At 64.4% G+C, this 15,251-nt stretch carries 15 protein-coding genes; 8 read left to right on the top strand and 7 right to left on the bottom strand.

The genetic code is table 11. From position 1 onward, the window contains the following. Window positions 1-24: 24 nt before the first annotated feature. From NKJ75_RS01295 to NKJ75_RS01275, 5 genes are read right to left on the bottom strand one after another with little or no spacing between them, the layout of a single operon-like run. The gene (locus tag NKJ75_RS01295) at window positions 25-609 is read right to left on the bottom strand and encodes a sarcosine oxidase subunit gamma (RefSeq protein WP_023686457.1); all 585 of its coding nucleotides are present in this window, start codon (window positions 607-609) and stop codon (window positions 25-27) included. Continuing rightward, window positions 602-3,595 carry a sarcosine oxidase subunit alpha gene (locus tag NKJ75_RS01290; RefSeq protein ID WP_352499060.1) on the bottom strand — a complete coding sequence of 998 codons (2,994 nt, stop codon included), beginning with the start codon at window positions 3,593-3,595 and terminating at the stop codon, window positions 602-604. The genes NKJ75_RS01295 and NKJ75_RS01290 overlap by 8 nt, the downstream gene beginning before the upstream one ends. Further along, window positions 3,592-3,903: a sarcosine oxidase subunit delta gene (locus tag NKJ75_RS01285; RefSeq protein WP_352499059.1), complete on the bottom strand. Its 312-nt coding sequence runs from the start codon at window positions 3,901-3,903 to the stop codon at window positions 3,592-3,594. The genes NKJ75_RS01290 and NKJ75_RS01285 overlap by 4 nt, the downstream gene beginning before the upstream one ends. A gap of 12 nt (window positions 3,904-3,915) precedes the next feature. Further along, on the bottom strand, window positions 3,916-4,338 hold the full coding sequence (locus tag NKJ75_RS01280; RefSeq protein ID WP_023817240.1) for a hypothetical protein: 423 nt from the start codon (window positions 4,336-4,338) through the stop codon (window positions 3,916-3,918). Next, the gene (locus NKJ75_RS01275) at window positions 4,338-5,591 is read right to left on the bottom strand and encodes a sarcosine oxidase subunit beta (protein ID WP_023817239.1); all 1,254 of its coding nucleotides are present in this window, start codon (window positions 5,589-5,591) and stop codon (window positions 4,338-4,340) included. Before NKJ75_RS01275 ends, NKJ75_RS01280 begins: the two co-directional genes overlap by 1 nt. 202 nt (window positions 5,592-5,793) lie before the next feature. Here NKJ75_RS01275 and NKJ75_RS01270 point away from each other — a divergent pair, with 202 nt between their 5' ends. The 8 genes from NKJ75_RS01270 to NKJ75_RS01235 all read left to right on the top strand — a co-directional run bounded on the left by NKJ75_RS01270 (window position 5,794) and on the right by NKJ75_RS01235 (window position 12,012). After that, window positions 5,794-6,162, top strand: coding sequence for a YrdB family protein (locus NKJ75_RS01270; RefSeq protein ID WP_023683195.1), 369 nt, complete (start codon window positions 5,794-5,796; stop codon window positions 6,160-6,162). A gap of 133 nt (window positions 6,163-6,295) precedes the next feature. After that, window positions 6,296-7,060, top strand: coding sequence for an SDR family oxidoreductase (locus tag NKJ75_RS01265; protein ID WP_023817238.1), 765 nt, complete (start codon window positions 6,296-6,298; stop codon window positions 7,058-7,060). Between the two features lie 106 nt (window positions 7,061-7,166). Continuing rightward, window positions 7,167-7,553, top strand: coding sequence for an SET domain-containing protein (locus tag NKJ75_RS01260; RefSeq protein WP_023671139.1), 387 nt, complete (start codon window positions 7,167-7,169; stop codon window positions 7,551-7,553). A gap of 176 nt (window positions 7,554-7,729) precedes the next feature. After that, the gene (rpsU, locus tag NKJ75_RS01255) at window positions 7,730-8,008 is read left to right on the top strand and encodes a 30S ribosomal protein S21 (RefSeq protein WP_023671138.1); all 279 of its coding nucleotides are present in this window, start codon (window positions 7,730-7,732) and stop codon (window positions 8,006-8,008) included. Between the two features lie 203 nt (window positions 8,009-8,211). Then, window positions 8,212-9,066: a tetratricopeptide repeat protein gene (locus tag NKJ75_RS01250; protein ID WP_023700994.1), complete on the top strand. Its 855-nt coding sequence runs from the start codon at window positions 8,212-8,214 to the stop codon at window positions 9,064-9,066. 259 nt (window positions 9,067-9,325) lie between these two features. Then, complete coding sequence (locus NKJ75_RS01245) at window positions 9,326-9,799, top strand: DUF992 domain-containing protein (protein ID WP_352499058.1); 474 nt, start codon at window positions 9,326-9,328, stop codon at window positions 9,797-9,799. A gap of 103 nt (window positions 9,800-9,902) precedes the next feature. Then, a complete protein-coding gene (locus NKJ75_RS01240) occupies window positions 9,903-10,382 on the top strand; it encodes a DUF992 domain-containing protein (RefSeq protein ID WP_352499057.1) in 480 nt (159 codons plus the stop codon). Between the two features lie 193 nt (window positions 10,383-10,575). Beyond that, the gene (locus tag NKJ75_RS01235; RefSeq protein ID WP_023740927.1) at window positions 10,576-12,012 is read left to right on the top strand and encodes an MFS transporter; all 1,437 of its coding nucleotides are present in this window, start codon (window positions 10,576-10,578) and stop codon (window positions 12,010-12,012) included. Between the two features lie 120 nt (window positions 12,013-12,132). Here the strand turns inward: NKJ75_RS01235 and coaBC are convergent, their stop codons facing one another. Both coaBC and ubiB read right to left on the bottom strand, forming a co-directional pair. Further along, entirely contained in the window at window positions 12,133-13,599 is a 1,467-nt protein-coding gene (gene coaBC, locus NKJ75_RS01230; RefSeq protein ID WP_023744160.1) for a bifunctional phosphopantothenoylcysteine decarboxylase/phosphopantothenate--cysteine ligase CoaBC, read from the bottom strand. Between the two features lie 67 nt (window positions 13,600-13,666). After that, window positions 13,667-15,241: a 2-polyprenylphenol 6-hydroxylase gene (gene ubiB / locus NKJ75_RS01225; protein ID WP_023671132.1), complete on the bottom strand. Its 1,575-nt coding sequence runs from the start codon at window positions 15,239-15,241 to the stop codon at window positions 13,667-13,669. Window positions 15,242-15,251 lie beyond the last annotated feature (10 nt).

The raw sequence follows: 15,251 nt of genomic DNA, 5'->3' as shown, positions 1-15,251 counted from the left end.
AACGGCTTGACCCGTCAAACGTTCCTACGCCGCCGCGTCGCTGGCTGCTTCCGACAGGAAAGTAAAGACATAGTCCGAGAAGGAACGCCAGCACTCGACCCGGAAAGCGTCGGCTGCCGTGCGCAACAGCAGGATTTCGCACTTGCCGAGAATGGTGCGCGACGCCGCGCCCACCGGAAAAGCCTCGAGCGACAAATCCTGCGGGCAGCCTGCATTGATCGCGGCGGCAGCCGCCGGGCCGGTGACGGCGAAGGCGACGTTGCGGTGCGAGATGCCGACCGCCGAATGCAATGCGGTCACCTTGGCGCAGTCGGCAAGCGGATCCTTGCCGGCTTCGTCGATCACAAACCATTCGTCCGGTCCGAGCCACAGCGCCGTGCGGCCACCCTTGGCCGCCGAGGTCTTCGGCTGCTTCGGCAAGGTCAGGCCGAGCGCCTTCGACAGCGCCGCGACGGAAGCCTCCGGCGCGCGCAGCGACATGCGCTCCGCCGGCGGCAGCACCTCGACCTTGACATCCGTTGCGGAAACGACGCGTCCAGCCAGGGCCGGGCGGCGCTCGACCGACGGCGCTGCAGCTGGGGCCGTCTTCTTTGCAGCAGCCTTAGCCATTGAGGCGCCCTCCCGTCTCGTCGAAGAACACCATGCCGGTAACCTCGACTTCGATCACCCCGTTCGGCATCGGCACATAGAGCGTGTCGCCCATCCGGTCGCGGCCGCCGGCAACCAGCGCCAGCGCGATCGAGCGACCGCAATTTTCCGACCAGTAGCTGGATGTGACGTGACCGATCATCTTCATCGGGATCGCCTGCTTCGGGTCGGCGACGATCTGCGCGCCTTCCTCAAGCACCACTTTCGGGTCCTTGGTCTTCAAGCCGACCAGTTGCTTGCGGCCCTTGGCGACAAGGTCGGGCCGCGTCAGGCCGCGGATGCCGACGAAGTCGGTCTTCTTCTTGCCGACCGCCCAGTCGAGCCCGGCATCGTTCGGCGTCACCGTGCCGTCCGTGTCCTGGCCGACGATGATGTAGCCCTTTTCGGCGCGCAGCACGTGCATCGCCTCGGTGCCGTAAGCAGTCGCGCCATGCTTTTGGCCTTCGGCCCACAGCGCCTCCCAGACAGCCTGGCCGTGATCGGCCGGCACGGTGACTTCAAAACCGCGCTCGCCGGTGAACGACATGCGAAACAGCCTGGTCGGAACGCCGCAGATCTTGCCTTCGCGCACCGACATATGCGGCAGCGCCTCGTCCGACATGTCGATGCCTTCGACCAGCGGTGCAATGATGTCTCGCGACTTCGGCCCCTGCACGGCGATGACCGCCCATTGCTCGGTTATCGAGGTCAGCCAGACATTCAGATGCGGGAACTCGGTCTGGAGATAGTCCTCCATATGGTTCATGACGCGCGGCGCGCCACCCGTCGTGGTCGTCACATGAAAACGGTCCGGCGCCAGCCTGCCGACGACGCCGTCATCATAGATGAAACCATCCTCGCGCAGCATGATGCCATAGCGGCAGCGGCCGGGCTCAAGCTTCTCCCACGGATTGGTGTAGAGCAGTTCCATGAACCTGGCCGCATCCGGTCCGACCACTTCGATCTTGCCCAGCGTCGAGGCATCGAACAGGCCGGCATTGGTGCGCACAGCGACGCATTCGCGGTCGACCGCCTTGTGCATGTCCTCGCCGGGTTTGGGGAAATACCAGGCGCGCTTCCACTGGCCGACATCTTCGAACACCGCGCCTTGCGCTTCGGCCCAGGGATGGATCGCGGTCTTGCGTGTCGGGTCGAACAGCGGACCGCGCGAATGGCTGACGATCGCGCCGAAAGTGACAGGCGTATAGGGCGCGCGGAACGTGGTCAGCCCGACCTCGGGGATCGGCTTGCCAAGCGTCTCGGCGGCAATCGCCAGGCCGTGCATGTTGGAGGTCTTGCCCTGGTCGGTCGCCATGCCGTTGGTGGTGAAGCGCTTGACGTGCTCGATCGAGCGCATGCCTTCATGTACCGCCTGGCGGATGTCCTTGGCGGTGACGTCGTTCTGGAAATCGACGAAGGCCTTGACCGTCTTGTCCGGCCCGGCGCCGGGCGCCGCGCCCAGCATGCCGCGCGACCAGCTTTCCGACGCGTCGACCTTCGGCTTAACGCCCTTGGCCACTTTGCCGCCCGCATCCTTCGCCGCCTTGGCGCCGGCCGCATAGGCTTCGTCGATCGACGCCGACAGCCCATCCGTGCCGTTGCAGGCGCCGACCGAAACGCAGTCCTGCGCATAGATGCCCGGCACGAAGCGCTTGGTCTCGTCATTGAACGCGACCTTTCCGCGCGACTGCGAGAACAGATGCACCGATGGCGTCCAGCCGGCCGACATCAGGATGGCATCGACCGGAATGGTGCGCTCGCCGCCCCCATTCTTCGGCTGAACCGTCATCGAGGTCACGCGCAACTTGCCGCCGGCGCGGATCACCGCGCGGCCGAAATTGACCTCGATGCCGAGCGCTCTCGCCTCGTCGATCACAGGTCCGGTCGGATGGTCGCGCAGGTCAACGATCGCCGCCACGTTGACGCCGGCCTTCTTCAGGTCGATCGCGGCGGAGTAGGCCGAGTCATTGGCGGTGTAGACGCCGACATTTTTGCCGACCGCGACACCGTACTGGTTGAGATAAGTCCGCGCCGCCGAGGCCAGCATGATGCCGGGCCGGTCATTGTCGGCAAACACGATATGGCGTTCGATGGCGCCGGTCGCCAGCACCACGCGCTTGGCGCGTACCTGCCATAGGCGCTCGCGCGGCAAATCGCGGCCGGGGTTTTGCAGATGGTCGCTGACCCGCTCGACCAGGCCGACGAAGTTCTGCGCGTAGTAGCCGAACGCCGTCGTGCGCGACAAAACGCGGACATTGTCCAGGGCGGTGAGCTTGGCCACCGCGCCTTGCGCCCAGGCATAACCGTCCTGGCCGTCGATCTTCGCCCCGCTCTCGAAGCGCAGGCTGCCGCCGAAGCTGGCCTGTTCATCGGCGAGGATGACACGCGCGCCGGTTTCGGCAGCGGCGAGCGCTGCCGCAATGCCGGCCGCACCGCCGCCTAGCACCAGTACGTCGCAATGCGCATAGCGCGACGAATAATGGTCGGGATCTGGCTTGTCAGGCGAAACGCCGAGGCCGGCCGCGGCGCGGATCTTCGGCTCGTAGAGGCTCTTCCAGGCTGCCTTCGGCCACATGAAGGTCTTGTAGTAGAAGCCGGCCGAAAATAGCGGCGATGCAATGTCGTTGACCGCGCCGACGTCAAAGGCGAGCGACGGCCAGCGGTTTTGCGAGTTGGCGACGAGCCCGTCATAGAGCTCCTGCACCGTGGCGCGGATGTTGGGCGCCTTGCGTGCCGCGTCGCGCTTGACCTCGACTAGCGCGTTGGGCTCTTCCGCTCCGGCCGACAGGAAGCCGCGCGGACGGTGATACTTGAACGAACGTCCCACCAGATGCACGCCATTGGCAAGCAGCGCCGAGGCCAGCGTGTCGCCTTCGATGCCGGTGTAAGACTGGCCGTCGAAAGAGAACCGCGCGGTCTTGGCCTGGCTGAGACGGCCGGCGCTTTGAATGCGGAACGCGCCGCTCATTTGGATGCCACTTCGTTGGAGTTTTTGGGCAGCTTGGACGGCTTCGGCTCGCCGGCTTTGTAAGTCATGACGAACTTGTCGGTGACGGTGTCGCGCACCGCATTGAAGAAGCGTGCGCAGCCATGGATGTGGCGCCAGCGCTCATGGATGATGCCCTTGGGGTTCGAGCGGATGAAGAAGAACTTTTCAAAATCGTCGTCGCTCTCGCCCGCCATGTTGGCCGAGCGCGCAATATGCGCCTCGCCGGCGTTACGGAACTCGAGCTCCGGGCGCTCTTCCTCGCAATAGGGGCAGCGGATGAGAAGCATTATCGTTCGTTCCTACAATTCGCCGTGGCCGACATGCGCGCCGGCCGGTTGGTTGCAAAGCCTCTGGCCCATCGCCGCAAAAGGCGCGACGAGCCGAATGCGCTCCTCCACGCTTGCGGCGGGGCGAAACAGCTCGCGATACGCCATGTTGCCGATCGTGAGCTGAAACGGATCGGTCGTCACGATGACGCTGCGCGGCTCGAATGTGTCGTCCTCGACGAGATCGGAGGGCCTGTTCTCCATGAAGATGACCACCTTCTGGCCACCACTCCACACGCATGCCAAAATGCCGGCGTCGATCGAAAACGGCCAATTGGCTTCGTTGTCGGCGCGGCTGATCGGCTGCGTGCGCACTTCGTCCGGTGACGGAAAGTGGAACAGGTCCTGCTCCCCCGCCAGCACCAGCGGCACCGCTACAGCCAACTCCACCATCATCAGTGCGCCACCGCCGCCGCCGCTGCCTCGTCGATGAGGCGGCCGGTACGGAAGCGCTCGATGGTGAAGGGCGCGTTGATAGGATGCGGATCGTCCTTGGCAACCGTGTGGGCAAAGACATGGCCTGAGCCGGGCGTTGCCTTGAAGCCGCCCGTGCCCCAGCCGCAATTGACGTAGAGGCCGGGCACCGGCGTCTTGGCCAGGATCGGCGAACGGTCGGGCGTCACGTCGACGATGCCGCCCCACGAGCGCAGCATCTTCATGCGGGTGAAGATCGGGAACATCTCGCAGATGGCGTCCAGCGTATGCTGCAAAATGTGCAGGCCGCCGGTCTGCGAATAGGAGACATACTGGTCGGTGCCGGCGCCGATCACCAGCTCGCCCTTGTCGGACTGCGAGATGTAGGCGTGCACCGTGTTCGACATCACCACGCAAGGCACCACCGGCTTGACCGGCTCCGACACCAGCGCCTGCAGCGGATAGCTTTCCAGCGGCATGCGCACGCCCGCCATGTTCATGATCACCGAGGAGTGGCCTGCAGCCACCACGCCGACCTTCTTGGCGCCGATGAAGCCGCGCGTCGTGTCGACACCCATGACCGCGCCATTGGCCGCCCGCTTGACGCCGGTGACCTCGCAATTCTGGATGATGTGCACGCCGCGCGCCGAAGCGCCGCGCGCATAGCCCCAGGCCACCGCATCGTGACGCGCCGTGCCGCCTCGCCGCTGCAAGGCGGCGCCGACGACGGGATAGCGCGCCTGCCTGGAAATGTTGAGCGGCGGGCAGAATTCCTTCGCCTGCTCGGGCGTCAGCCATTCATTGTCGATGCCGTTGAGACGGTTGGCATGGACATGGCGCTTCAGCACCTGGATGTCGTGCACATTGTGCGCCAGCATCATGACGCCGCGCGCCGAATACATGACGTTGTAGTTGAGTTCCTGGGAGAGCCCATCCCACAGCTTCAGCGCATGGTCGTAAATGCCGGCGCTCTCGTCGTAAAGGTAGTTGGAGCGGATGATGGTGGTGTTGCGCCCGGTGTTGCCGCCGCCTAGCCAGCCCTTTTCCAGCACCGCGACATTGGTGATGCCATGAACGGTGGCGAGATAGTAGGCGGTGGCCAGGCCATGACCGCCGGCGCCGACGATGATGACGTCATATTCCTTCTTCGGTTCCGGCGAGGACCATTGTTCCTCCCAGCCCTTGTGGCCGCGCATGGCCTCGCGGGCGATGGCGAATACCGAATATTTTTTCAACGTTCCAGCCTCGCAAATGGCGGTGGGGTATTTTACGCAGCCCCGGCGCGCGAGGTGTATCACTAGCGAAACGGCGCTTCCACCCTTGCGCTGTTTGCGACGGCGCTTGCCGTTTTGCGCCGCGGTGGAAAAGACCTGCCCGCGCTGGCAGGCATGGCTGCGTTCGGACACACTGGCGATCGCGAGACTCTGGAGGACGGATATGGGCAACGCCTGGTGGAATCTGACGTTGCGTTTCCTGCTGGAACTTGCCGCCTTGCTTGGCCTCGGCTTTGCCGGCTGGAGCCTCTCCGGCGGATGGTGGCGCTGGGTCCTCGCCTTGGCCTTGCCGTTCATTGCAGCTGCGCTGTGGGGAACCTTCGCGGTGCGCGGCGACCCGAGCCGGTCCGGACGCGCGCCGGTTCCTGTACCAGGCGCAGTCAGGCTGGTGCTTGAACTGGCCATCCTGTTTGGCGGTGCAGCCGGATTCTATGCCGCCGGTCACACAACCACGGGCGTTGTCATCACGCTGCTCATCGCCATCAGCTACGCATTTTCGCTCGATCGCCTCGGCTGGCTGCTGAAGCAATAGTCCGGCGCGCGGCGCTTGTGCCGCTGCGAAGCCATTCAGCAAGTCGAGCACGTATCGGGTGGCTAGCACCGTCCCGAACTGCGATCAACATCCCGGTTGCCGGCACAGCCGGCGCGATGAAAGGATGTAAAAAATGTTCGCACTCACCAATAAAAATAAAATAGCGATCGTCACCGGCGCCAGTTCCGGCATCGGCCGCGCCACCGCAAAACTCTTTGCCGAAGAAGGCGCCAGGGTCGTCATCGCCGCCCGCCGCCAGGCCGAACTCGATGCGCTGGTCGTCGAAATCGAGGACGCCGACGGCACGGCAGTCGCGCTTGCCGGCGATGTCCGCGACGAAGCCTATGCAAAAGCCCTCGTCGATCTCGCCGTCGAAAAATTCGGCGGGCTCGATATCGCCTTCAACAATGTCGGCTCCGTCGGAACGATGGGTCCGATTTCGGAACTGTCGCTGGACGGATGGCGCGAGACGCTCGACGCCAATCTGACCAGCGCCTTTCTCGGCGCGAAATACCAGGTGCCGGCGATGGTCGAACGCGGCGGCGGATCGCTGATCTTCACCTCGACCTTCGTCGGTCACACAGTCGGCATGCCGGGCATGACCAGCTATGCCGCGAGCAAGGCCGGACTGATCGGCCTGACGCAGGTGCTGGCCGCCGAATACGGCCCCAGGGGCGTGCGGGTCAACGCGCTGATGCCGGGTGGCACCGACACGCCGTCGGCAACATTCAAGACGCCGGAATCACGCGCTTTCGTGGAAAACCTGCATGCCTTGAAACGTGTCGCTGTGCCTGAAGAGATCGCCCGCGCTGCGCTCTTCCTGGCATCGGATGCGTCGAGCTTCACCACAGGATCGGCGCTGTTTGCCGATGGCGGCGTCTCGATCACCCGGACGTGAAGCATTTCGCGGGTCATCGCCCGCGCCGATCCAGCCATAGAACCCGAAACCGGACTTGCTTTTTCCACGCGATTTGGCGATTCGGTTTCGGGTGAGGAGGACGGACATGCTGCTGATCAGGACCTATGTCGCCCAGAGCGCAATCGAAGGCGTCGGCGTGTTCGCCGCCGAGCCGATCAGGAAGGGCGCCTCGATCTGGCGGCTCGATCCGGATTTCGACCGGCTGATCCCGATGGACAAATACGAGGCGGCGCCGCCGCACCTCAAGGAATTGCTCGACCGCTATGCCTATCCGAGCCCCGACCGTCCCGGCTTCATGGTCTATGAAGTCGATAATGGCCGCTTCATGAACCACGCCGAGCGGCCGAACACGGATTTTTCGCAATATGGCGGCGCCACCGCCACTCGAGATATATCAGCCGGCGAGGAAATTACCTGCGATTACGGCGAATTCTTCGAGGATTTCGCACGGCTCCATCTGGCCAGCGCCTAGTTGGCGCCCTATCTCGGGGCTGCCGTGGCAAATTGGCGGTTGTCCTTCATTTCCAGTGTGGACAGCGCGGCCTGATTCTGCTATCAGCCGCCACAATTCGTGGTGTAAAGCGCCGCGGAGGCATGTGGCTATGGTCACTTGCCTGTTGATATCAAACCCGAAAGACAGGATTGCCCGTGCAGGTACTCGTCCGCGACAATAACGTTGATCAGGCGCTTCGCGCTCTCAAAAAGAAGATGCAGCGCGAAGGCATTTTCCGCGAAATGAAGATGCGCGGCCATTACGAGAAGCCTTCCGAGAAGCGCGCCCGTGAAAAGGCCGAAGCCGTTCGCCGCGCCCGCAAGCTGGCCCGCAAGCGCGCCCAGCGCGAAGGCCTGCTGCCGATGACGCCGCGCCCGGTTGCTGCCGGCGCCGCCGGTGGTCCTGGTGGTGCTCCGCGTCCGCCGCGGTTCTGACGCCAATTTTTCGTCCTTTTCGAAGGATACTCAGAGGTGGCGCGATGCGGAATCGCCGCCACCTTTTTGTTTGGAGCGCCGCCATTCTGTTGGAGGCCGTTCCCTTGAACGCGCAAACGGCGTTCTAGATTTTGTTACGAGAATCTGTGACCCGGCCCGGAGGGGGACCTGGACGGCGAGGCTGAAGTGAGGACAGGGCAGACATGAACGCAATCGGCGTAGAGCGCAGAACCACAATGCGCGGTTTGGCCCTGGCGGCAGCCCTGATGTCCGGCCTGGTGCTTGCCAGTTGCCAGAGCGTTCCGACCGGCGAATTCAACAACATCGACAAGGCGCAAGGCTCGAGCGAGAACATCTCCTCGCTGTCGGCGGTGATCCAGCGCAATCCGCAGGATCCGGAAGGCTACAATGTGCGCGGCTCGGCCTATGGCCGTGGCGGCCAGTATCAGGCGGCGCTGAAGGATTTCGACACCGCCATCCAGCTCAACCCGAATTTCTACCAGGCCTATTCGAACCGGGCGCTGATCCAGCGCTTCCTCGGCAACCAGGCGGCCGCCCTTGCCGACTACAACCGCTCGATCCAGATCAATGCAAATTATGACGCCGCCTATATCGGCCGCGGCAACCTTTATCGCAAGGCTGGCCAGACCCAGCAGGCCTTCAACGATTTCCAGAAGGCGATCCAGCTTGATACGACGGATGCGCGCGCGTACCACAATCGCGGCCTGATCTATCAAAGCCAGGGCCAGCACAAGTTTGCCATCGAGGATTTCTCGACCGCCATCTCGCTGGCGCCGGACGCCGCCGAACCCTATAACGGCCGCGGCCTCTCCTATCTCGCCATGAATGACGAGGACAACGCCTTCTCCGACTTCAACATGGCCATCAAGCTCGACGGCAAGAACGCCGAAGCCTGGTCCAACCAGGCGCTGATCTACGAGCGCCGCGGCGACAAGGTCAAGGCCTCGAAGGCCTACCGCGAAGCCGTCCATCTCGACCCGACCTACCAGCCGGCCAAGGACGGCCTGTCGCGCACATCGGGCGCCACCGCCGGCTGAGATGCCGCCGGCGCGCCGCCATCGGCGGCCTTTTATAACAACGTTCCATTCCTGATGCAGTGCGCCGCGTGAGCGGTTTCTCCCAAGGGAAAGCGCAGAGCGCTTCCCCTTGAGATTGCGTATCCAGAAAACCCCACTATCACCCAATCTTAACCACCGGGGGCAAAGCGTTAACCCCTGCCTTGATCGCGCCAAGTTTTCAGCGGAACGCTCCGGGCCATTCAACCGTTGTTGAAGGCATTTTCGAAAGGACTGACCCATGATCAAGAAAATCATCTGTGCCGCGGCACTTGCCACGACGCTGCTTGCCGTTCCCGCCAGCGCCGGCAAGCTTCAGCTCGGCACGCTCGATTGCACCATCGACGGCGGCGTCGGTTACGTCATCACGTCGAACAAGGGCGTCGACTGCACGTTCCGCCCTTATCACCATGGGCCGTCCGAGAAATACACGGGGATGATCTCCAAGCTCGGCGTCGATCTCGGCCAGACGCATCAGGGCCAGTTGGTGTGGGCGGTTCTGGCCGCCACCCGCGGCCATGACGAGGGCGACCTTGCCGGCCATTATTACGGCGTCAACGCCGAGGCGAGCGTGGTGACCGGCGGCGGCGCCAATCTGCTGGTCGGCGGGCTGGACGGCGCCTTTGTTCTGGAGCCGCTCAGCGTCCAGGCGCAGACCGGCGTCAATGTAGCGGTCGCCGTGACCTCCCTGGAGCTGGTCCACTCGTTCAAATAAGGATTGGCGAATAAGCATCGGCAAATAAGTATCGACTGATCCCTCTACGCGCGGCGCGGAACAGGTTACTGTTTCGCGCCGCATGCTTTTTGGGGGATCCGCCGTGCTGAAACCAGCCATCGCCGCCGCTATCACCATCATCTGTACCGCCCAGGCCCAAGCGCAAGACCAGGGCATCGAACTCGGTGTGCTCGATTGCGCCATCGGCGGCGGCACCGGCTTCATCTTCGGCTCCAGCAAGGATCTGAGCTGCACCTTCACGCCGGCCGACAAGAGCTTTTCGCCGGAAGCCTATTTCGGCGCCGTCAACAAATACGGGCTCGACATCGGCACCACCAAGCAGACCGTCATGCAATGGCTGGTGCTGACGCCGCTGAGGAACATCTATGCGCCCGGCGCGCTGGCCGGCGACTATATCGGGGCCAGCGCCGAAATGACGGCGGCGGTCGGCGCCGGCGCCAATCTCCTGGTCGGCGGCTCCTCGCAGGCCTTCACCCTGCAGCCGCTCAGCCTGCAGACGCAGACCGGTATCAACATTGCCATCGGCGTCAGCCAGTTTCAGCTGCGCAGCATTGAGAACTGACCGGCGCATCAAGCGGAGAGGCTTCCGGCCAATCTCGACCGTTTGCACTTCGATAAAAAGCCACTTGAGCTCAACTGCGCTTGAGGTTTTACAACTCGCCTGACTGAAACAGCGCACATGGCCCCGCCGGAAAGCCCGACTGGCTTCTGGCGCCATGCGCCGGCATCGAGATATGCAAAGGCAGGGTAAAAGAATGACTGAAATCACCAGCAACAAGGTCGACTGGCGGGCATTGTGGGCAAGCGGCGACCTCGCGCGCTTCTGCTTCATCAGCCTCGGCATCCTGCTGCACGCCACCAACGAGACGATGGTGGCGACGGTCATGCCGGCCATGGTCGGGGACCTCGCCGGTGTGCAGTTCGTCGGCTGGTCGCTGGCCGTCTACGAGCTCGGCGCCATTGTCGCCGGCGCAGCGGCCGGGCGGCTGGTCAGCTATGTCGCTCTACGCTCCAACGTCACGGTCGCCGCCCTGCTCTATGCCGTGGGCGCACTGATCTGCGCCACCGCGCCGTCCATGCCGGTGTTTCTTGGCGGCCGTCTGGTCGAGGGTCTCGGCGGCGGTGCGCTGGTGTCGCTGGCCTTCGTCTCGGTCGAGCGGCTGTTTAACCGCAGCATCTGGCCACAGCTGTTCGGCATCATGTCGGCGATCTGGGGCGTCGCCGCCTTCAGCGGCCCGATGCTCGGCGCGATCATGGTCGAGCTCCTGTCCTGGCGCTGGGCCTTCGGCGTCTTCGTGCTGGGTGGCATCGCCATGGCATCGGCAAGCTTCATCGTCCTGAACACGCCGGAAGCGACGAAGCCGCAAGCCGCCGCCGGCACCTCGCCGCCCTTCCCCTTTGCAGCACTTGGCTGCCTCGCCATCGCCGTCGTGCTGATCGCCACCGCAGGCGTCGACGTCGCCTTGCTTCGATCGTCGCTGCTGCTGGTCCTCGGCCTCGCCGGCCTGGCGCTGTTCGTTTTCGTCGACGCCATGAAGCCGCAATCGCGACTGTTCCCGTCGGGCCTGTTCTCATGGCGCTCGCCGGTCGGCAGCGGCATGAGCATGGTTGCCGCCTTCTCGGTGGCGACAGTCTCTTTTTCCATCTACGGGCCGCTTCTGCTTACCACGCTGCACGGCATCCCGATCCTGACCACAGGCTACATCATCGCCGCCGAATCGATCGCCTGGTCAATCCTGTCGATCGCCGTCGCCAATGCGCCGCTGCAGCGCGAACGGCAGATCCTCGTCATCGGCGCGCTGATGATTGCAGCCGGCCTCGCCGGTTTCGCCTATGCCATCCCCGCCGGCTCGATCCCGGTGATCCTGCTCTGCGCTTTGTTGCAAGGCGGTGGCTTCGGCGTGTCATGGCCCTTCCTGACCCGCATCATCGTTGCCTCGGCCCGCGACGGCGAGCAGACGATCGCCTCGGCCGCCGTGCCGACCATGCAGCGCATCGGCTACGCCGTGGGCGCCGCCATGGCCGGCATCATCGCCAATGCCAGCGGCTTTTCGGACGGGCTGAACCGCGAGGCAGCAGCGCACGTCGCCGGCTGGCTGTACCTGGCCTTCGTGCCACTTGGCATTGTCGGTTGCCTGGCGGCGTTGAAGATGGCTTTGGCGGCACGCCGGCCGCAATTGGCGACAGGCTGAGGGCACGGCGGATCGAGAATTTGGCGACAGCATTCCGCCGGCGCTGTCGGCGTCAAATGCCCTCGGCCACAAGGCTGCCTGCAAGACCATGGCCTGCCCGATTGCGGAACCGGCGGCCGCTCAGGCTTGCAAACGCTCGGCGATGAGCGCGGCGAGCCGCGCCGCCACCTCGTCCTTGCCCATCTCAGGCCATTCCTCGACGCCGTCCTTCGAGACGATGCGCACCTTGTTGCGGTCGCCGCCCATGACGCCGGTGGGGCCGACGCCGCTTTCATGCGAGACATCGTTGGCGACAATGAAATCGGCGCCCTTCTTCTTCAGCTTGGCCTCGGCATTGGCAATCAGGTCCTGCGTCTCGGCGGCGAAGCCGACAACCAGCCCCGGGCGTTGCCCGTGATGACCGACGCTGGCGAGAATGTCGGGGTTTTCGACCATTTGCAGCGCCGGTGGGCCTTGGCCCGCCACCTTCTTGATCTTCTCGCCGGCCGTGCCAGCGGTGCGCCAGTCGGCGACGGCAGCTACGAAGACCGCGGCGTCCGCCGGCAACAACTGTTCGACGGCCGCTTTCATCTCGGCCGCGGTCTCCACATGCGTCGTCACAACGCCGGCCGGATCGGCAATGCCAACCGGACCGGAGACCAGGCGTACATCCGCGCCCAGTCTTGCCAGCGCTGCCGCAATCGCATGGCCCTGCTTGCCCGAAGAGCGGTTGGCGATGTAGCGCACCGGGTCGATCGGCTCATGCGTCGGCCCCGAGGTGACGATGATCCTGCGGCCGGCCAGCGGCTTCGGCCTGCTGTCGAGCAGTGCCTCGATCACTGCCACGATCTCCAGCGGCTCGGCCATGCGGCCCTCGCCCGCCTCGTTGCTTTCCGCCATCTCGCCCTTGGCCGGGCCGACGAAGGCGATGCCATCCTTGGCGAGCGTCGCCCGGTTGCGGCTCGTCGCGGCATGCGACCACATTTTCGGGTTCATCGCCGGCGCCATCAGCACCTTCTTGTCGGTGGCGAGCAGCACCGTCGAGGCCAGATCGTTGGCATGGCCGTTGGCGAGCTTGGCCATCAGATCGGCAGTGGCCGGCGCCACTACCAGAAGGTCGGCCTCGCGCGACAGGCGGATATGGCCGACATCGTGCTCGTCATTGCGGTCGAACAATTCGCTGAAGACATGGTCGGCCGAAAGCGCGCCGACCGAAAGCGTGGTGACGAACTCCTGCGCCGCCGATGTCATCACGACGCGCACCGCCGCACCGCGCTCGCGCAGCCGGCGGATCAGGTCCAGCGCCTTGTAGGCGGCGATGCCGCCGCCGATGATCAGCAGGATGCGCTTGCCGTCGAGGGTTTTGTGCGTTTTTGTGGATTGACCTCGCTCGGGCAGATCGATGTCAAAACCTCCATGAGGCTCAACCAAGCGGCGGATTGTTGCATAGAGGGTTTCGCTCTCGGGCATGCCGGCTTCCGCCGACAGCACGCTTTTGGCAAGCGCATCACGCGCCTCTTCCTCCATCGACACCCCGCGCGCCGCAGCGCGCTCACGCAATTTCTGCTTCACGTCGTCAGCTAGATTGCGGACAGTAATGGTGCCCATGACTTGCTCCGCGACATCAATAGCGCGACTGCAACGCTAGCACCACCGTTGCTAGCGTTGCAAGCGATCAAAGCAGCTTCCACGCGATGTAAACCAGCGTCAGCGCGATCACCCACAGCGCCAGCCGGCCCGAGCGGGTGTAACGGGCTTCGGCCTTGCCGATGGCGCGCGATGTCGCCTCGTCGAAGCGGAGGCCGTGCTCCGCCATAAAATCGATCTCGCGCGACAGCCGCTCGGTGCGGGCGGCAAGATCGGGCGCCTGGCGGGCCAGCGCCAGCAGCGCCTTGGCGCCGTCGCGCGCGTCCATCAGCAGGCCGCTCGGCCCGAGATTGCCGGCGATCCACTGGCCGACCACCGGCTCGGCCGTCTTCCACATGTTGAAGGCCGGGTCGAGCGTGCGTGCGACGCCTTCGACCACCACCATGGTCTTCTGCAACAGGATCAGTTCCGACCGCGTGGCCATATCGAACAGTTCGGTGACCTCGAACAGCAGCGTGAGAAGCTTCGCCATCGAGATGGTTTCAGCCGGCTGGCCATGGATCGGCTCGCCGATGGCGCGAATGGCCTGCGCGAAAGCCGCGACATTGTGCTGGCGCGGCACGTAGCCGGCCTCGAAATGCACCTCGGCGACGCGCAGATAGTCGCGCGTGATGAAGCCGTAGAGGATTTCGGCGAGGAACCGGCGCTCCTTCTTGCCGAGCCGTCCGGCAATGCCGAGATCGACGGCGACAATATTGCCATTGGCCTCGACGAACAGATTGCCTGGATGCATGTCGGCATGGAAGAAGCCGTCGCGCAGCGTGTGACGCAGGAACGACTGGATCAGGTTGGTGGCGATCGCCTTCAGATCGTGGCCCGCCGCAGCGAGGCCGGCGATGTCGTTCATCTTGACGCCGTCGACCCATTCCATGGTCAGCACATCGCGCCCGGTGCGCTCCCAGTCGACCGACGGCACGCGAAAGCCCGGGTCATCCTTGGTGTTTTCACCAAGTTCCGAAAGCGCTGCCGCCTCGAGCCTCAGATCCATCTCGATCTTGGTGGTCTGCGCCAGCGTCTCGGTCACCTCGACGGGCCGCAGCCGGCGCGACGACGGGATGTATTTCTCCTGCAGCCGGGCGGCGAGGAAATAGCTTTCGAGATCCTGAAAGAAGCGGCGGCGCACGCCAGGCCGGATCACCTTCACCGCCACCTTGGTATCGACACCGTCATGCATGGCCTGCGCGGGATGGACCTGGGCGATGGAGGCCGCCGCGACCGGCCCGCCGAACTGCGTATAGAGTTCGCCGATCTTGCGCCCGAGCGAGCCCTCGATCGCCGCCACCGCTTCCGCCTGCGAAAAAGTGTGCATCTTGTCCTGCAGCATGGCGAGGTCGAGCGCCATGTCGTTGCCGACGACATCGGGCCGCGTCGCCAGGAACTGGCCGAGCTTGACGTAGGAGGGTCCGAGCCGGACCACCGCCTTGGCCAGCCGGTCGCTGCGCTCATAAGCGAGTGCGCGGCGGCGGGTGAAGAGCCGGGCCATGCGCCAGCCGAATTTCGGCAGGCCGCCGAGTTCGTCGCCCGGCAATGCTGCGATCACGCCTTCGCGAACCAGCACCCAGCCGGCCCGTGCGAGCCGAAAGGCGGCGCCGACGCTGCTCATCGCCTACCCT

The organism is Mesorhizobium sp. M0058 (genome assembly GCF_040323095.1).
In the GTDB taxonomy this organism is placed as follows: Bacteria; Pseudomonadota; Alphaproteobacteria; order Rhizobiales; family Rhizobiaceae; genus Mesorhizobium.
Note: the sequence above shows the minus strand (reverse complement) of the source record. Positions and strands in the feature narration are given on the sequence as shown.